The sequence below is a fragment of the Leifsonia aquatica H1aii genome, from assembly GCF_000633535.1.
Classification (GTDB): Bacteria; Actinomycetota; Actinomycetes; order Actinomycetales; family Microbacteriaceae; genus Leifsonia; species Leifsonia aquatica_A.
The window spans coordinates 148,365-165,525 of the sequence record NZ_AYMR01000007.1; the positions used below are offsets into that span (position 1 = coordinate 148,365).

At 73.4% G+C, this 17,161-nt stretch carries 14 protein-coding genes; 12 read left to right on the plus strand and 2 right to left on the minus strand.

All coding sequences use genetic code 11. The features are described from left to right. The first annotated feature begins 8 nt into the window (after positions 1-8). From U870_RS0106300 to U870_RS0106315, 4 genes are all read left to right on the plus strand, one after another. On the plus strand, positions 9-6,149 hold the full coding sequence (locus tag U870_RS0106300) for a DUF5979 domain-containing protein (protein ID WP_025156566.1): 6,141 nt from the start codon (positions 9-11) through the stop codon (positions 6,147-6,149). Positions 6,150-6,239: 90 nt separating this feature from the next. After that, on the plus strand, positions 6,240-7,418 hold the full coding sequence (locus tag U870_RS0106305; protein ID WP_025156567.1) for a PQQ-dependent sugar dehydrogenase: 1,179 nt from the start codon (positions 6,240-6,242) through the stop codon (positions 7,416-7,418). A 112-nt stretch (positions 7,419-7,530) separates the two neighbouring features. Further along, positions 7,531-8,040, plus strand: coding sequence for a hypothetical protein (locus U870_RS0106310; protein ID WP_240183642.1), 510 nt, complete (start codon positions 7,531-7,533; stop codon positions 8,038-8,040). Positions 8,041-8,166: 126 nt separating this feature from the next. After that, positions 8,167-8,694: a SprT-like domain-containing protein gene (locus U870_RS0106315; protein ID WP_025156569.1), complete on the plus strand. Its 528-nt coding sequence runs from the start codon at positions 8,167-8,169 to the stop codon at positions 8,692-8,694. Between the two features lie 12 nt (positions 8,695-8,706). Here U870_RS0106315 and U870_RS0106320 read toward each other — a convergent pair whose 3' ends face one another. Further along, positions 8,707-9,315, minus strand: coding sequence for a GNAT family N-acetyltransferase (locus tag U870_RS0106320; protein WP_025156570.1), 609 nt, complete (start codon positions 9,313-9,315; stop codon positions 8,707-8,709). A gap of 120 nt (positions 9,316-9,435) precedes the next feature. Between U870_RS0106320 and U870_RS0106325 the strand changes: the two genes are divergently transcribed. From U870_RS0106325 to U870_RS0106340, 4 genes are all read left to right on the plus strand, one after another. Next, entirely contained in the window at positions 9,436-10,050 is a 615-nt protein-coding gene (locus tag U870_RS0106325) for a CGNR zinc finger domain-containing protein (protein ID WP_025156571.1), read from the plus strand. Positions 10,051-10,154: 104 nt separating this feature from the next. Then, complete coding sequence (locus U870_RS0106330) at positions 10,155-10,916, plus strand: LamB/YcsF family protein (protein ID WP_025156572.1); 762 nt, start codon at positions 10,155-10,157, stop codon at positions 10,914-10,916. Then, positions 10,913-11,530, plus strand: a complete 618-nt coding sequence (gene pxpB / locus U870_RS0106335; protein ID WP_043709583.1) for a 5-oxoprolinase subunit PxpB — start codon at positions 10,913-10,915, stop codon at positions 11,528-11,530. Before U870_RS0106330 ends, pxpB begins: the two co-directional genes overlap by 4 nt. Beyond that, positions 11,527-12,405 carry a biotin-dependent carboxyltransferase family protein gene (locus U870_RS0106340; RefSeq protein ID WP_029947278.1) on the plus strand — a complete coding sequence of 293 codons (879 nt, stop codon included), beginning with the start codon at positions 11,527-11,529 and terminating at the stop codon, positions 12,403-12,405. The genes pxpB and U870_RS0106340 overlap by 4 nt, the downstream gene beginning before the upstream one ends. A 139-nt stretch (positions 12,406-12,544) precedes the next feature. Here the strand turns inward: U870_RS0106340 and U870_RS0106345 are convergent, their stop codons facing one another. Then, positions 12,545-13,411: a spermidine synthase gene (locus tag U870_RS0106345; protein WP_025156575.1), complete on the minus strand. Its 867-nt coding sequence runs from the start codon at positions 13,409-13,411 to the stop codon at positions 12,545-12,547. Between the two features lie 176 nt (positions 13,412-13,587). On the opposite strand from U870_RS0106345, the gene U870_RS0106350 reads away from it, so the two are divergent. The 4 genes from U870_RS0106350 to U870_RS0106365 all read left to right on the plus strand — a co-directional run bounded on the left by U870_RS0106350 (position 13,588) and on the right by U870_RS0106365 (position 17,093). Then, the gene (locus U870_RS0106350) at positions 13,588-14,106 is read left to right on the plus strand and encodes a hypothetical protein (protein WP_025156576.1); all 519 of its coding nucleotides are present in this window, start codon (positions 13,588-13,590) and stop codon (positions 14,104-14,106) included. Between the two features lie 7 nt (positions 14,107-14,113). Continuing rightward, positions 14,114-15,325 carry a sensor histidine kinase gene (locus U870_RS0106355; protein WP_025156577.1) on the plus strand — a complete coding sequence of 404 codons (1,212 nt, stop codon included), beginning with the start codon at positions 14,114-14,116 and terminating at the stop codon, positions 15,323-15,325. After that, on the plus strand, positions 15,322-15,996 hold the full coding sequence (locus U870_RS0106360; RefSeq protein ID WP_025156578.1) for a response regulator transcription factor: 675 nt from the start codon (positions 15,322-15,324) through the stop codon (positions 15,994-15,996). Before U870_RS0106355 ends, U870_RS0106360 begins: the two co-directional genes overlap by 4 nt. A 68-nt stretch (positions 15,997-16,064) precedes the next feature. Next, on the plus strand, positions 16,065-17,093 hold the full coding sequence (locus U870_RS0106365; protein WP_025156579.1) for an SDR family oxidoreductase: 1,029 nt from the start codon (positions 16,065-16,067) through the stop codon (positions 17,091-17,093). Positions 17,094-17,161 lie beyond the last annotated feature (68 nt).

The following is a 17,161-nucleotide window of genomic DNA, read 5'->3' on the forward strand; positions in this document are numbered from 1 at the left end:
GCGGCGGGATGGTCGCCACGCCGGCTCTCGCCGCGACCGCGTCGCTCACCGTCGACAAGAAGGTCGACGGCAAGGAGGCGACGACGATCGTGCCGGGCGCCGAGTTCACCTACACGATCATGGTGGGCTGCGACGACAACGACTGCACCGGTGCGACGCTCACCGACCCGCTGCCGGCGCAGTTCGCCGGCTTCCCCATCGTCAGCTCCGCCGTGACCCCGGCGTCGAAGCCGGCGACGGCCACGTTCTCCGGCTGCGACACCACGGTCACCGCGAACTGCAGCCTGACGGTGAAGTTCGAGGACGTCCTCCCCAGCGGCGGCACCGGCATCCGTGCGGGCGACACCTACCGCGTCGTGCTCACGCTCAAGGCGCCGCAGGATCTGACGCCCGCCTGGCCGTCCAACGGCGTCGCGATCACCAACACCGCCCGCGGAACCTCGGAGACGACCGACCCGGTGACCAACAGCGCCGACGTGACGGTCGACATCGCGACCAAGGTCGACGTCTCGGTCGCCAAGACCTGGACCCCCGCCACCCAGCAGTTCCAGCCGGGCGCCGTCTCGACGGTCTCGCTCACGACCGGGAACACCTCCAACGTCCCGGCCACCACGCTCGTCCTGCAGGACCCGGTCTCCGCGAACGACGGCGCGACCGCACTCGACGCGGGCAACCCGTTCGCGCTGGTCGACTTCTCCGGCTTCGGCGGCACGACCCTCCCGCAGGGCGCCGCCACCGTGCAGGTCTCGGCCTACGCCTTCGACAGCGGCACCGGGAAGTGGGCCTGGACGACCGGCCCGCCCGCGGCCACCGCAGCCCTCCCCGCCGGCGTCTCTCCGGGCGATGTCGGGGGCCTCCGCTTCACCTTCGCCTCTGCCGACGGCGCGCAGATCGCCGCGGGCGGAGCCGCCGGCTCGGTCGGCGTGCTCGTCGCCCAGCGCAGCACCAACCGGGTCACCGGCAGCGGTCTCGTCACCGGCGCCAGCACCACGAACACCGTCTCGAGCACCGTGACGGTTCCCGGCCAGGATCCCGTCACGAAGACGGCCTCGGCCCCGTATGCGATCGGCGGTCTCACCGTCGCGGTCGTCGCGGGCAAGACCATCGACCCGGCGCGCATCCCGGGCGGCGCGACCGCCACGGCACGCATCAGCGGGAAGAACACCTCGAACGGCACCGTCGACACCCTCACCCTGAGCGACCTCGACTACTTCACGGACACGCTCGGCTTCGGCGGGTTCGCCGCGCCGATCTCCTACCCGGCGGGGGCGACCGGAGCGACCATCACCTGGCACGCCTCGGACGGCCAGACGATCTCCGTCCCCGTCGCCGATCAGAGCACCCCGGCGGTTCCGCCGCTCGGCACGGGTGCGCACCTCACCGGGTTCGAACTGACCTACACCGGGGCGATCGCCGCGTCCGCGCAGGCAGACGCGACCTTCTTGATCGCCCCCAGCCTGGACTTCGCCTCGCCCACGAGCCCGAAGAACGCCCCGAACACCGTCGCGGTCTCGGCGACCAACGGCGCCGGGACGGCGACGAAGTCCGCCACCGCGCCGCTGGCGGTCTACGAGCCCGACATCAAGCTCGCCATCAGCAAGTCGATCACTCCGAGCGCGCCGGTCTCACCGGGTTCGACCGTCGTCGCTCAGCTGCCCACCACGACCTCCACCGATTCGGCGTACGTGCGGCCCGACACCATCGTGGTCGAGGACGTGTGGCGCCCGGGGACGGCGGACGACTTCTTCAACGCCTTCGACCCGATCGCGATCGCCGCCACCCAGGTGCCGCTCGGCTCCACCATGACCGTCCAGTACACCACCGACGGGACGACCTGGCAGACCCTCACCATCGTCGACGCCCGCAGCCAGGCCCAGGTCTACCGCGGAAACCTCCCGGCGGAGCTGAAGGGGTCCATCACCGGCCTCCGGTTCACCTTCCAGAACCCGTCCGGCTTCGCGCAGGGGACCACGGTGCGCCCCGCGATCACCGCCCAGGCCCGCGCCGACCTGCGTTCGGGGGACGGCCCCACCTCGGTGGCGGACAAGGCCGCCTCCAGCTACACGAACCTCGGCACCGCCACAGCCTCCGGAGTGGTGGGCGGTGAGCGCATCGACGCCGATCCCGTGACCGCGACCGCGACCGGCCGTATCCAGAGCACGTCCGGGCAGGGCACGCTCGGTGCGGCCAAGAAGTGGACCAAGCCGGATCTGACCGGCGACGTCACCGAGCTCGACTCGCAGTCGGGGCAGAAGGCTGGCACCGTCCTCTCCTGGGGCGTGACGACCACGGGCTACAGCAGGATCGAGATCGTCGACCCCGCCAGCGTCGGGGGCGGCATCTCGCCGGTCTTCCAGGCGTTCGACCTGCTCCAGGTCTCGCCGATGTCGTACACCTCCCAGCCGCTGCTGCGCTGGGACTCGGTCACGGCCGTCCAGCTCTACCGGTCGGGCGTCTGGCAGACGGTCACCGCCCCGACGGGCGGATGGATGACGGCGACCGGATTCGCCGGATACACGCTGTCGCCGCAGGAGACCGCGGACACGACCGGTGTGCGCTTCGTGGTCGAGCCCAACGACGCCGCCAGGGCCACGACCACGGACCCGACCGCACCGCCCGTCGGCTCCGGCATCGCGACCGTGCCGTTCGGCCAGTCGCGCGCCTTCGGCCTCGTCTGGCAGCTGCGCAACGTGCAGCGCGACGTCGTCGACCCGGCGCACCCGTGGGTGACCGCGGGCTCGGTGCAGAACACGGTCGGAGTGACGGGTGTCCTCGACGGCGACGTCGTCGGCCCGGTCACCGGCGAGGACACGGTCGTGCTGCTGGACCAGCCGCCGCTCGTCTCGCTCGACAAGACCAGCTCGCGCTCCACCATCGTCGTCCCGCACCTCGGCGACGTCGACCCGGCGGCCTACCCGACGAACTCCTTCACCCTCACGGCGAAGAACCAGTCGACCGCGCGCGCCTCGTACATCCGGGTGACCGATCCGTCGCCGTGCTCGGCCGGGCAGGAAGGCTCCTGCCTGTCGGCCGCCACGGACTGGGCGGCGGATCCGTTCGCCGGAGCGACCTACACGGCCGCGAACACCTTCGAGCGCTTCGACCTGACCCGCATCGTCTCCACGGCTCCGGCCGATCAGGTGGACGTCGACGCCACGAAGGTCACGCTCTGGCACCGTGCCGCCGACGGGACGACCAGCGTCAGCGTCGTGTCGCTGCGCACCGCGACCGGGTACGCCGCCGCCGACCTCGCCGACGTGGTGGGTGTCAGCGTCGTCTACCAGGGCGCCTCGCCGCAGACGACCGGCGGGACCATCGAGTCCGGCACCTCCCTGGTGCTGACGCTCGAGACCCGCGTCCGTGCCACCGTGCGCAGCGGGACCGCCGCGGTGACCGCCGCGACGGTGGACAACCACGCCTTCGCCCAGGGCTACGACCCGGTCCTGTTCCCCTCCGGCCAGGGTTCGCAGCCCAGTGACGCGGACGACGCGACCGTCGCGCTGACGACGGCCGTGCTCGACGTGACGGCGGCGAAGTCCATCTCGCCGACCTCGCTGCTCGAGCGCGACCGGCACGCCCCTGTCGCGGTGACGCTCACCGCCACGCAGGGCGCGTCCACGGCGGCGACCCAGCAGGTGACCATCACGGACGACGACGCCGACTTCTGGAACGCGTTCGCGCTGACCGGTCTGGCGCCGTCGGATGTGACCCTGCCCGCGGGAGCCGACCAGGTCCGCGTCGACGTGAAGACGGACGGCGGCTCCACCTGGATCGCCGGCGTGCCGAGCGCGACCGCATCGCTCCCCACGGCGGCGGTCGGCAGCATCACCGGCATCCGGTTCGTGTTCTCCCGCGCCGACGGCGGCCTCCTGAGCCGAACGGCGGTCCCCGGCACCTACACGGCGCGTGCCGTGCTGCATGTCGGCCTGCTCGACACCGCCCGTGACGGCTCGGCCATCGCCTTCCCGTCGCGCGTCGACGACACCGTGCAGACGCTGACGCACCGCTCCGACGACCCCGTCGTCTACGCGGACAAGACGGCCTCCGCCGACGCCGGCATCCGCCTCGACCCCGGCACGTTCTCGCTCGACGTCGCCAAGGCGCCGCAGGACAACGTGCACACGGTCAGCGTGGGCGACACGGTGCCCTGGACGATCACGTTCGCCAACACCGGCACCGGCTACCTGGACGTGACGCGTCTGACGGACACGCTGCCCACGGCGCTCGCCTGGGACGGCGAGAAGCCGACGTACGCCACGAGCGCGGGCGGCAGCCTGTCGACGTCGCCGACCTTCTCGGCGGACACCGCGTCCGGCACGCTGACGCTGACCTGGCCGACGGGCGCGTCCCGGATGGCGCCGGGCGAGCGGTTCACGGTCACCCTGGGCCTCGTCCTCGAGCCGGGGCTGAAGGACACCGATCGCGCCACCAACCGCTTCACCGTCTCGACCGCGCAGTCCCTCGCCACCTGTACGAACCAGTCCGGCAACGGCCAGGGCGTGCTCACCAGTCTCCCGGCGACGGAGTGCGGCTCCAGCAACTACGTGCAGCCCGTCACCGGGCCGTCCCTCTTCACGACGAACGGCGTGAAGGGCGATGTCACCGGCTCGGTGAAGCGCGGCGCGGTCAACCTGACCGACCCCTCCGCGACCTGCACGGTCGACAAGTACGGCTACTACACGAGCCCGTGCGCGGCGAACACCGTCGTCGGCGGGACCGACGAGTGGCGCCTCGGCGCCGTGAACAGCGGCACCGTGCCGTACACGTCCCTCACGCTCGTCGAGCCGCTGCCCACCCCGGGCGACCGGATGCTCGCCACGGGCGCCGGACGCGGGTCCACCTACCGTCCCGTCTTCGCCGGGATCGACAGCCTGGCGACGTCGGCCCCGGCCGGCACGACCGTGACCGTCGAGGTGACGACCGCCGATTCGCCAGAGGTCTGCGTCGGCACCGGTGCCACGGCCTGGCCGAGCGACCCCACCTGCTCGGCCCACCCCGACGCGTCCGGCTGGACGAACGCCGCCGGATACACCGGCGACTGGGCTGCGGTGACCGGAATCCGGGTGACGCTCGACTTCACGACCACGGCCGACGGGCAGCTGCCCGCCGGCGGCGCGATCGCGGTCACCTACCGGACGATCGACCGGCCGGCCACGGCCGCCGATCCGACCGGTGCCCCCGTGTCGATCGACGCAGGCACCTCGGTCGCGTGGAACCAGTTCGGGGCGACCGCCACGCTGAGCGGAGGCATTGGCACGATCCGGCGCGCCCCCGTCAAGGCGGGTGTGACCCTGGCCACGGGTCCCCTCCGTGTCGACAAGGTGCTCGCCGGTGCCGCTGCTGCCACGGCCCCGGAGGAGTTCACGGCCGACATCGAGTGCACCGTCGCCGGCGCGCCCGTCGACCTCGGCGCCGCGGCGCACACCGTCCTCTCCCGGTCGACCGGGCTGACGGCGCGGATCGACGGCATCCCCGTCGGCTCCCGCTGCGTCGTGACCGAGGCCGGCGACGACGGCAGCTACGGCGAGGCGGCGCGGTCGGTGGACAACGGCACGATCGACGTCGACTCCGCCGCCGTGGACGGCGACGTGCCGACGGCTCAGATCGCGACCATCACCAACACGTTCGAATACGGGCGACTGGAGATCACGAAGACCGCCTCGACCGCGATCGCGGGGATGAACGCGCCGGTGACGTACACCATCACCGTCACGAACATCGGGTCGATCGACGCCACGGCGTTCTCCGCCTCCGATCAGTTGCCGGCCGGTGCGACCTTCGTGTCCGCCGACCAGGGCGGCGTGCTGAAGGACGGCGTGGTCACCTGGCCGATCGCGAAGCTGCGGAAGGGGGCGTCCATCGACCTGCATGTGGTGCTGACCTACGCGGCCGAGGGCTATCCCGTCAACCACGCGAAGGTGACGGTGCCGCCGGTCGGGCCGTGGCAGCCTCCGCAGGTCGACAACGCCTGCACCGACGACGGATCCGCGGCCTGCTCGCAGATCTACGTCGACCCGCCGGTCCCCGCCACGCCCGGGACGCTGGCCTCGACAGGCTCCACCGGCGACGTCCTGCTCGTCGTCCTGTGGGCGGGCGTCCTGGCGCTCGTCGGCGCCGCCCTGGTCGGGTGGAGGCGCCGCCGGGCCTGAGCCCGGCACCAGGCCCGGCGCGGGTCGGGGGTCTACCATGATCCCCGACCCGCCCCGGAGGGCCCCCTCCGGTTCGGAGAGGAGGCCACGATGCCCCGCGAACGGTCTGCTCGTGCCGCCGTCGTCGCCGTCGCGCTCGTCGCGCTCGTGACCCTCGTCGGGTGCACTCCCGGCTCCCCGCCGTCGTCGTCGGCTCCCGTGTCCCCGCCGGCCGCACAGCCGCGCCCGACCGGCACGTCGTCGCCCGTGACGGCGGTGCCGCTCCGGCCGGCCGGCGACGCGACCGTGCTGGAGACCGGGCTCGTGGCGCCGTGGTCGGTCGTCCCACTCCCGAGCGGCGCGGCCCTGATCAGCGAACGCGACTCCGGGCTGGTGCGGGAGCGCCTGCCGCAGGGCGGCCTGCGCGATGTCGGCACGGTGCCGGGTGTCGTCCACGCGGGCGAGGGCGGACTGCTCGGCCTCGCGGTGCCGCCCGGTCCGGCCCCGGCGCACCTCTATGCCTACGAGACGACCGCGCAGGACAATCGAGTCGTGCGGATGCCCCTCGACGGGGTCCCGGGCGACTACACGCTCGGCACATCCGAGACCGTCGTCTCGGGGCTGCCGAAGGGCACCAACCACAACGGCGGCCGGATCGCCTTCGGACCGGACGGGATGCTGTACGTCACCGTCGGCGACGCCGGGACCACATCGAACGCCCAGGACCTCGCGTCGTTGGGCGGCAAGATCCTCCGGGTGTCGCCGGACGGCCGGGTGCCCGGCGACAACCCGTTCCCCGGGTCGCCGGTGTGGAGCTACGGCCATCGCAACCCGCAGGGGATCGGGTGGGACGCGCACGGCACGATGTGGGCGAGCGAGTTCGGCCAGAACACTTGGGACGAGCTCAACATCATCCGCCCGGGTGCCGACTACGGCTGGCCGGTGGTCGAAGGCATCGGCAGCGACCCGGCGTACACCGACCCGGTGCAGCAGTGGCGCACCTCCGACGCGAGTCCGAGCGGGCTGGCCGTCGTCGGGGACACGATCTTCATCGCCGCGCTGCGCGGCGAGCGTCTCTGGACGGTGTGGTCGACGGCGGGTGGTGCGCCCGTGACGGCGGAGGCGTTCCTCGACGGGACGTACGGTCGCCTCCGTGACGTGGTGGCCCGCGGGGACCGGCTCTGGGTGCTGACGAACAACACGGACGGGCGCGGCGATCCGCGCTCCGGGGACGATCGGCTGCTGGAGGTGACGCTCGCGCCTGCGGACCCGGCGCGCCTCCCGGGCTGAACCCGCGCGGTCGTGGCCCGGTGACCGGCCGTGCGGCAGGTAGTCTGGATGCCGAACCGCACGATTCGGGAGCAGAACCCTGAACATCATCCTCGGATACGATCCGTCCACCTTGCGCGAGCGCGTCGACTTGCGCGCTGCCGGCGACCGGTTGGACGAGCTCGGCAACCTGCGCAGCATGAGCGCGCTCAACGAGAAGACCGTTCTGCTGCGCCTGCTCGACCGTCTCGACGAAGCCCTGACCATCGGCACGGAGGCCGTGCGCCAGGCCCGCTTCACCGGCGACCGCGAGCAGTTGATCGGGGCGCGCATCCGTCGCGCCCAGGTGCTCCAGTACCTCGGCAAGTACGACGAGGCCGTCGTCGAGCTCAGCGACTGTGTGATGGAGGCCCGCGGGCGTGAGTGGACGGCTCTGGAGGCGTTCGCGATCCAGAGCCGGGGCAAGGTCTACTTCGACATGAAGGACTACGACAACGCCCTCTCCGACATGACCGCCGCCGTCTTCCTGCGCGAGAAGCTCGGGGCGTCGCCCGCTGAGATCGAGGGCGCCCTCACGGCCGTCGCGGTGGTGCAGTCCCTCTCCGAGGCTCAGCACGCCGAGGGCGGCGACCGCGCGGAATGACGGACCCCGTCTCGCGGGCGTGCTCTGGAACGCTCGCGCCCGCCCGCGTAGGATGCGGGGCATGACCGGACGCACCGCCTCCCGCGCCGCCCGGACGCGCGTGCTCACGCTGGAGGCGAGGCACTGATGGCGGAGCTGGACCGCGTGCGACACTGGGCCGATGCTCTGATCGCCCTCCACCTCGACCCGGCCGTGTGGACCTTCGGCTTCGACAACGCCAAGACCCGGGCCGGGCTGTGCAACTACACGACGAAGACGATCACCGTGTCGCGCTATCTGGCGACCCGCTACGACGACGACGAGATCCACCAGGTGCTGCTGCACGAGGTCGCCCACGCGCTGGCGGGCTCGCGGGCCGGGCACGGTCCGCGCTGGCGGGCGATCGCGATCGACCTCGGCTACGAGGGCAAACGACTGCACGGCGGCGCCATCGCGGACGACCTGGCGCCCTGGGTCGGCACGTGCCCCAACGGCCACACGCACTACCGGTACCGCAAGCCCGCACGGGCATTGGCCTGCGGGGCGTGCAGCCGGCGCTTCGACGCCGCGAACCTCATCTCGTGGCAGCACCGTGAGGTGACGTCGGCCCAGCGCCGCACGGCCGCGGCCGCCGCGCGCGAAGCCGACGGCGCCGAGACGCGGGCGCTGCGCTAGCCGTCGCGCCGGTCAGGCCGACTGGGCCGCCAGCCGTTCATCGAGCCCGGCGCGCACCACGGGCCATTCCTCGCTGAGGATCGAGTAGACGGCGGTATCGCGCCAACTGCCGTCGGCGCGCGGCTGCGTGTGCCGGAGCACGCCCTCGAACTGCGCGCCCAGACGGAGGATCGCCGCACGGGAGCGCTCGTTGAGCACATCCGCCTGCAGCTTGATCCGCTCGAAACCGTGGTCGAACGCCGCACCGAGCAGCAGACGCTTGGTCTCCGCGTTCACCCGGGTGCCCCAGACCTCGGGGGCGTAGGCGGTCCAGCCGATGTGGGCGGAGCCGTTCGCGAGGTCGAAGTCGCCCAGCGTGGTCGTCCCCACGATCCGGTCGCCGTCGCGCAGGGTCACCGCGGTCACGTTGCCGCTGTCCCAGGCGAGGTAGCGGAGGACGAACGCGCGCCACTCCTCGTAGGTGTCGCGGTACGCGGCCGGGCCTCCGCCCCACCCGCCGGCGAAGACCTCGGGGCGCCCGATGGCGTCGAAGAGGTCCGGGAGGTCGTCGAGCGTGAGCGCGCGGAGGCGGACGGTGGCTCCTTCGAGCGCGGCGGCGGGATCGGGGCGGGTCGCGGTCATCCCGTCAGTATCGCAGCCGATCGGGCGGATGCGCCGTCCCGGCGCCGGCTCCCGGGTGCGATAGCCTGCTGGAGATCCGTCTGAGCGGGTGCCTCACATGTAACCGGATATATTGGTTACATGGCCACCGACTCCCTCCTCCCCCGCGGCACCGGACAGTGGATGGAGGACGCGGACGGCCCGCGCTGGTGGTTCGACTCCGGGTCCCTCGCTCTCGATTTCGCCTACACCGGCGGTCTCGACCGTCCCGACGCGTCCCAGCCGGTGAGCGATTCCGCCGGTCTCAACGAGTGGCTCGTCGACCGCTTCCCCGAGGTGGCCCCCACGGCCGGCGAGCGCGAGTTCCGCGACGCCTCCGCCCTGCGCTCCGCGATCGGCCGCCTCGCGCGGCACGCCAGCCGGGGCGAGGCGCTCGCGCCGGACGACGTGGACGTCGTCAACCTCTTCGCCGCCACGCCGGACATCCCTCCCGTCCTTCCGGGCGGCGGACGGCAGGCCGGCCGCACCAACGCGCGGCCGCATCAGGCGCTGGGCTCCGTCGCGCGCGACGCGGTGCGCCTCTTCGGTCCCGGGGCGGACGGCCGCATCCGCGAGTGCTCGGCGGACGACTGCGAGCTGGTCTACCTGGACACGTCGCGTAGCGGCAACCGACGCTGGTGCTCCATGCAGCGGTGCGGCAACCGGGCCAAGGTCCGCGCCCATCGTGCCCGCGCCGGAGCCCGCACGGCACGATAGCCGCGCCGCGACGGGTACGCCGTGCTCGACGGGCACGCCGTGATCGATGGGTACGCCGTGATCGACGGGTACGCCGTGATCGACCGGCACGCCACAATAGGGGGATGGCACGCTCCGTCGACCTGAACTGCGACCTCGGCGAGTCCTTCGGCGCCTGGACGATGGGGGACGACGACGCGCTGCTGCGGATCGTCACCAGCGCGAACGTCGCCTGCGGATTCCACGCGGGCGATCCCGCGACCATGCTCGCCACCTGCCGCACCGCTGCCGCCCGCGACGTGGCCGTCGGCGCGCACGTCTCCTATCGCGACTTGGCGGGGTTCGGTCGCCGCGCGATGGACGTCGCGCCCGACGACCTCCGGGCGGAGACGCTCTACCAGCTCTCCGCGCTCACCGGCATCGCCCGCGTCGCCGGCGCCCGGGTGGCGTACGTGAAGCCGCACGGCGCGCTCTACAACCGCATCGTCCACGACACCGCGCAGGCGCGCGCGGTGGCCCGGGCGGTCGCCGCCTTCGACCCGGCGCTCGCGCTGCTCGGGCTGGCCGGGTCCGCGATCGAACGGGAGGCGTCCGAGGCCGGGCTGCGGTTCGTGCGCGAAGCCTTCGTCGACCGCGCCTACCGGGCCGACGGCACCCTCGTCCCGCGCACCGAGCCCGGCGCCGTGCTGCACGGCGACTCCGGCATCGCCGAGCGCGCTCTGCGACTGGTCGCCGAGGGCCGCGTCGTCGCGATCGACGGCACGGACATCGCCGTCGACGTCGACTCCCTGTGCGTGCACGGCGATTCGCCGGGCGCCGTGGAGATGGCGCGCGCGGTGCGGAGCCGGCTGGACGACGCCGGGGTCGTGATCGAGGCGTTCGCGTGAGCGTGCGCGTCCTCCCCTCGGGCGAGCGGGCACTGCTCGCCGAACTGGACAGCCTCGACGACGTCCTCGCCCTGTACCGCGCGCTGGATGCCGAGCGGCCGGCCGGTGTCGTCGATCTCGTCCCCGCCGCGCGAACCGTGGGGGTCGTCGTCGACCCGCGCGTGCTTCCGCTCAGCGCGGCCCAGGCCTGGATCGAGCGCACCCGCCCCCGCCCGGCCGCGCCGGCGGAGCAGACCGTGGTCGAGATCCCGGTGCGCTACGACGGCCCCGATCTCGCCGAGGCCGCCGCCCTGCTCACGCTCACGCCCGCGGAGCTGGTCTCGCTGCACACCTCCTCGCCGTGGCGGGTCGCCTTCGGAGGATTCGCCCCCGGCTTCGGCTATCTCGTCACCGATCACGAACGGCTCCGGGTGCCGCGCCGGGCGACACCGCGCACGTCCGTCCCGGCCGGGGCCGTCGGCCTGGCCGGCGAGTTCAGCGGTGTGTACCCGCGCTCGAGCCCGGGAGGCTGGCAGCTGATCGGCACGACCGACCTGGTGCTGTGGGACGTCGCGGCCGATCCGCCCGCGCTGCTGCGGCCAGGCGTGTCGGTGCGGTTCCGGGAGGCGCCGTGACCCTGCGCGTGCTGGAGACGGGGCCGCTCGCCCTCGTCGAGGATCTCGGCCGACCCGGCTGGGCGGCGCTCGGCGTCAGCCCGTCGGGCGCACTCGACCGGGCGGCGCTCCGCCTCGGGAACCGCCTGCTGGGCAATGAGGAGGGGGCGGCGGGTCTGGAGCTGCTGCTCGGCGGGCTGGTCGTCCGTTTCGAGTCGGCCGCCTGGTTCGCCGTGACCGGAGCCGAAGGGGGCCTCGAGCTCGATGGCCGCCCTGTCGACCCGCATCTCGCTGTGCAGGCGCCGGCGGGTGCCGTACTGCGCGTCGGGAGGCCGGACCACGGGATGCGGCACTACCTGACCGTGCGGGGCGGCATCGACATGGACCCGGTGCTCGGCTCCCGCTCGTGGGACTCGCTGGCCGGTCTCGGCCCCGCCCCGGTGCGCGCCGGGGACCTGCTCCGACTCGGCGCCGAGCGCGGCGCGGTCGCCGCACTGGACTTCGTCCCGCTCAGCACGCCGACGCAGGGCCCGATCGAACTCCGAGCCCACCGCGGTCCGCGCGCGGACTGGTTCACCGACGCGGCTTTCGACGCCGTGCACGACGTGGCCTGGACCGTCAGCGCGGAGAGCAGTCGGGTCGGCGTGCGTCTCGACCCGCCCGCGGCGGGGCGGCACGCCGGACCCCTGCTCGAACGGCGCATCGCTGCCGAGCTCCCGAGCGAGCCGATGGTCGCCGGCTCCGTGCAGGTCTCGCCCGACGGCCGGCCCACCGTGCTGCTCGCCGACCACCCGGTCACCGGCGGCTACCCCGTCATCGTCGTCGTCGCCGAGGCCTCCCTCGACCTCCTGGCGCAGGCGCGCCCCGGCCAGACGGTCACCTTCCGCCGCGCCTGACGGCGACCCCGCGACTGCCGGGGTCGCATCCTGTCGCTCCGGTGAGGGGGGAGCGACGTTTCGCGACCCCGCGACTGCCGGGGTCGCATCCTGTCGCTCCGGTGAGGGGGGAGCGACGTTTCGCGACCCCGCGGCGCGCTCAGTCGCGCCGGTTGCCGGTCTGGAAGATGCTCCGCGCGGGAGGCGGCGAGGGCACGCTGGTCGCATCCGTCACGATCGCGGCGCTCGCCGCGAACGCGCGCAGCTCCTCGCCCGCGACCGCCTTGGCCGGGTGCGGGCCGCTGGCGAGCAGGCGCGGCAGCCACTCCATCGGCAACGGTGCGTTCGAGCCGACCAGCACCACGTTCCCGAACCGGCGCCCCTTGAGCACCTGCGTCTCTGCCAGGGCCGCCACATGGTCGACGGCCGCGCCCAGCGTGGACACCTGGCTCCGCGCGAACGCGAGCGGCGGCCCGTCGGCGACGTTCACCAGCACGATCCCGCCGGGCTTCAGCAGCGACACCGCCGAGCGGTAGAACTCGATGCTCGTCACATGCGCCGGAGTCCGTGCGCCGCTGAAGATGTCGATCACGAGCAGGTCGACCTCGCCGCGCAGACCCGCGGGCAGCTTGCCCACCACCTCGCGCGCGTCGCCGTGCCGGATGCGGATCTGCGCGTAGCGCGGCAGCGGCAGTTCCTGGCGCACCAGATCCACCAGCCGGCTCTCCAGCTCAACGACCTGCTGCCGCGACCCCGGGCGTGTGTACGCGACGTACCGGGGGAGCGTCAGAGCACCCGCCCCCAGATGCACCGCCGTGATGGGTTCACCGGGCTCGCCGATCAGGTCGATCACATTGCCCATCCGCTGCACGTACTCGAAGAACAGCTGCGCGGGATCGTCCAGGTTCACGTGCGACTGGGGCGTCCCGTCGACGACGAGCTGGTAGGCGCCGGGCACGAACCGGTCCGGCTCCACGCTGGCGGTGAAGCCGCTCTCGGACAGGACGACCGACGGGTTCTCTGGCACGGGCTCCAGCGTAGCCCGGTGCCGTCGCCGGACCTGGCCCCGCGCCGTCGGCCTGCACGCACCGGCCTCCACCCGCCGATCTCCACCCGCGTCTCCACCCCAGGGCGGTGCCGCCCGCGGCCGCCTCGCGTCACGCTGAAGGGGTAGGTCGGAGGCTCCGGCCGGGAAGGCTCGTCATGACGGTTCAGACGCTCGGGAACGCGGTGCTCATCCTGCTGCTCATCGGATGGGTGGGATACAAGCAACTCGTGTGGCGGCCGGTCGTGGTGGCCCGGATGTGGCGTGGGCCGGCGATCCTCGCCATCGTGGGAGCCGTGCTGCTGGTGCAGCAGGTGAAGCCGACCCAGCTGACCGCGCTCGACCTCGCCGTGATCGTGGGGGAGCTGCTGCTCTCGCTCGGCATCGGCGCCTGGATGGGCTCGATCGCCCGATTCCGCCCGCTCCCGCAGCCGGTGGCCACCGGCAAGGACGGCCGCGACATCGCCGTGTACGAGTCGCGCACCGGTGTGCTCGGGCTGGTGCTGTGGGTGGCGGTCATCGCCGTCCGCGTCGGGGTGGACGTGGCGGCCACACAGGCGGGCTCGCACCTGGCCGCGGCGACCGGAGCCATCCTGCTGGTCTTCGCGGCGAACCGGGCGGCGCGCACCGCGGTCTTCGCGGCGCGTCTCGATCGGCACCGCGCCCTCGCAGCATGATGGTGCTGTGACCTCTTCGACCTGGCCCGGCTGGCTGGCGCTCACGCTCAACATCGTGGGCGCCGGCTTCGTCGCGTACTCCATCGTCGGCTCCCACTCGGCGGACCGCCCGGGCTGGGTGCTGGTCCTGGGGCTGCTCGCCGTGGTCACCTGGATCGCCCGCAGTCTGTGCGCGGTCCTGGACGCCCGCCGCACGGCCCTGGTGCTCGCACTGGTGTCGGCCGCCGCGGGCGCGATCGCGACACCGGGGACGGACGGGATCGCCGTGGTGCCGGTGATCGTGGCGGTCCTGGCGCTGATCGGCGATGTCCGTCGACCCCTCCTCCTCGGGCTCGTCGTCGCCACGGCCTCCATCGCATTGATCGTGGCGGGCGCGCTCCCGTTCGACTCGCCGGTGGTCGCCGTGCTCGGCGAGCTCGCCGGCGTCCTGCTCGGCGTCTTCGCCGGGTTGAGCCGTCGCCAGTTCCGCCGTTCGGAGGAGCAGGCCGTCCTCCTGCGCGAGCGCGAGGCGGCCATCCGGGAGGAGACGGCACGGATCACCCTCGCCCGCGATCTCCACGATGTGCTCGCGCACAGTCTCGGCGGGCTGGTCGTCCAGCTCGACGCGGTCGACGCGGTGCTGGAGGCCGGGGACGTCGAGGCGGCGCGACGCCGGGTGATCGACGCCCGGGGCCTGGCGGTGGACGGCTTGGCGGATGCCCGGCGCGCGGTGGCGGCGCTCCGCGACCCGGGGGCGGCCGCGGCGGCGACGGTGGGCCCGGAGGCGTTCGCCGTCGACCTCGACGATCTGATCGGCGCCCACCGGGCGCTCGGCGGCGTGGCCGCCCTGACGGTCTCGGGGACGCCGCGCGCGCTGTCGGCGGCCCAGGCCGCCGCGCTGCAGCGAGCCCTCCAGGAGTCGCTGGTCAACGCCCGCAAACACGCGCCGGGACAACCCGTCGAGGGCGAGCTCTCCTGGCAGGATGACCGGGTGACCCTGCGCGTCTCCAATCCGCTCCCCGCCGGCACCGACTCCGGCAGTGCGCTCGCCGGCGACCCTCTCGCCCGCAGCACGGTCGCCCGCAGCACGGGCGCCCGGAGTCCGCTCGCCCGCAGTGGAGGGGGCCGTGGGCTGGAGGGCATGCGCGAGCGCTTCGCCGCCCTCCCGCTCGGCGGCGCGGCAACGGCGGACGCCGAGGGGGACCGGTTCACGGTGACCGTCGAGGCGAGGCTGGCATGAGTGACGAGCAGCGGACGATCCGCGTGATCGTCGCCGACGACCAGGCCATCATCCGCGACGGCCTCGTCACGGTCCTCGGGCTCCTTCCCGACGTCACGGTGGTGGGGGAGGCCGCCGACGGCGAGCAGGCGGTCGCGCTCGCCGTGGCCGAACGGCCCGACGTCGCCCTGATGGATCTGCGGATGCCGGGCGTGGACGGCGTCGCCGCCACCGAGCGGATCACCCGCGAGGCGCCGGGCACCGCCGTCCTGGTGCTCACGACGTACGCCGACGACGAGTCCATCCTCGCGGCGCTGCGGGCGGGTGCCCGCGGCTACCTCACCAAGGACGCCGGACGCGCCGAGCTGGCCGCCGCCGTCCGGGCCGTGGCGAACGGCCAGTCCACCTTCGCGCCCGAGGTCGGGGCGCGCATCGTCAGCTCGCTCACCTCTGCTCCCGCTCCCGCCGTCGCGCAGCCGGAGTCCCCGGCGGCGGGACTGCTCGCCCGCTTCCCCGCGCTCACGCCGCGCGAGGCCGAGGTCCTCGCGCTCGTCGGCGACGGCCGGAGCAATCCGGAGATCGCGGCGGCGCTGTTCGTCAGCGTGGCGACGGTCAAGACGCACATCAACGCGATCTTCGCCAAGCTCGCCGTGCGCGACCGCGCCCAGGCGATCGCCCTCGTCCGCTCCTGAGCAGATCGCCGGTCCCGTCGCCCGCCCGGTGACTACCGCCGATCACCGAGGCGGAGGAGGATGACGGCATGACGGACCGGGTGCTGGTGACGGGGGGATCGGGGTTCGTCGGAGCGCACTGCGTCGCGGCCCTCCTCCAGGCCGGCTACGACGTCCGCGCCAGTGTGCGCTCGCCCGCCCGTGCCGCCGACGTGCGCGCCCAGCTCGCGGTCGCCGGCGTCGACGACCCGGGGGAGCGCCTGACCTTCGCGATCGCCGACCTGACGCGGGACGACGGCTGGGCCGAGGCGGTGGACGGCTGCCGTTTCGTGCTGCACGTCGCCTCCCCGTTCCCGTCGCGTCAGCCGAAGGACCCGGGCGAGCTGATCGTCCCCGCCCGCGACGGCGCCCTGCGCGTGCTCCGCGCCGCCCGCGCCGCCGGGGTGGAACGCGTCGTGCAGACGTCGTCGTTCGCCGCGATCGGTTACGGCCACGAGCCGGCCGACCGGCTGTTCACCGAGCGCGACTGGACCGAGCTCGACAGCGGAAGACCGGTGAGCCCGTACGCGCAGTCGAAGACGATCGCCGAACGTGCGGCGTGGCGGTTCGTCGAGAGCGAGGGAGGGGCGCTCCAGCTGGCCGTCGTCAACCCGGTCGGCATCCTCGGGCCGGTGCTCGGTCCGGGCGTCTCGAGCTCGGTCGAGCTGATCCGCCTCGTGCGGGACGGCCGGCTCCCGCGCCTGCCCGACGTGTGGTTCGGCATCGTCGACGTGCGTGACGTCGCGTCGCTGCACCTGCTGGCGATGACCCGGCCGGAGGCCGCGGGCGAACGTTTCCTCGCCGTCGCCGGGGAGGTGATGAGTGCGCAGCAGGTCGCCGCGTTCATCCGCGGGCGTCTCGGCGAGGAGGCCGCGCGGCGGGTCCCGACGAAGGTCATGCCCGAGTGGATGCTGCGCCTGATCGCGCCCGTGAGCCGGACGGTCCGCGACGCGCTGCCCGACATCGGCGTGAAGCGCCGGGGCACCTCGGAAAAGGCACGGGATCTGCTCGGCTGGAGTCCGCGTTCGCGCGAGACGGCCCTCGCCGCGACGATCGACAGCCTCCCGACGCGGCGCTGAAAAGCCCGGGATCTCGCGGATTCGGGCGGAATAGCAGAGTCTTGCGCCGGGTTATACAGCACATCCAC

Excerpts from the sequence above, each read along its gene's own strand:
- U870_RS0106360 (WP_025156578.1), top strand. The coding sequence starts at position 15,322 with ATGAGTGACGAGCAGCGGACGATCCGCGTGATCGTCGCCGACGACCAG.
- U870_RS0106350 (WP_025156576.1), top strand. The coding sequence starts at position 13,588 with ATGACGGTTCAGACGCTCGGGAACGCGGTGCTCATCCTGCTGCTCATC.
- U870_RS0106315 (WP_025156569.1), top strand. The coding sequence starts at position 8,167 with ATGGCGGAGCTGGACCGCGTGCGACACTGGGCCGATGCTCTGATCGCC.
- U870_RS0106320 (WP_025156570.1), bottom strand. The coding sequence starts at position 9,315 with ATGACCGCGACCCGCCCCGATCCCGCCGCCGCGCTCGAAGGAGCCACC.
- U870_RS0106305 (WP_025156567.1), top strand. The coding sequence starts at position 6,240 with ATGCCCCGCGAACGGTCTGCTCGTGCCGCCGTCGTCGCCGTCGCGCTC.
- U870_RS0106325 (WP_025156571.1), top strand. The coding sequence starts at position 9,436 with ATGGCCACCGACTCCCTCCTCCCCCGCGGCACCGGACAGTGGATGGAG.
- U870_RS0106330 (WP_025156572.1), top strand. The coding sequence starts at position 10,155 with ATGGCACGCTCCGTCGACCTGAACTGCGACCTCGGCGAGTCCTTCGGC.
- U870_RS0106300 (WP_025156566.1), top strand. The coding sequence starts at position 9 with ATGGTCGCCACGCCGGCTCTCGCCGCGACCGCGTCGCTCACCGTCGAC.
- U870_RS0106365 (WP_025156579.1), top strand. The coding sequence starts at position 16,065 with ATGACGGACCGGGTGCTGGTGACGGGGGGATCGGGGTTCGTCGGAGCG.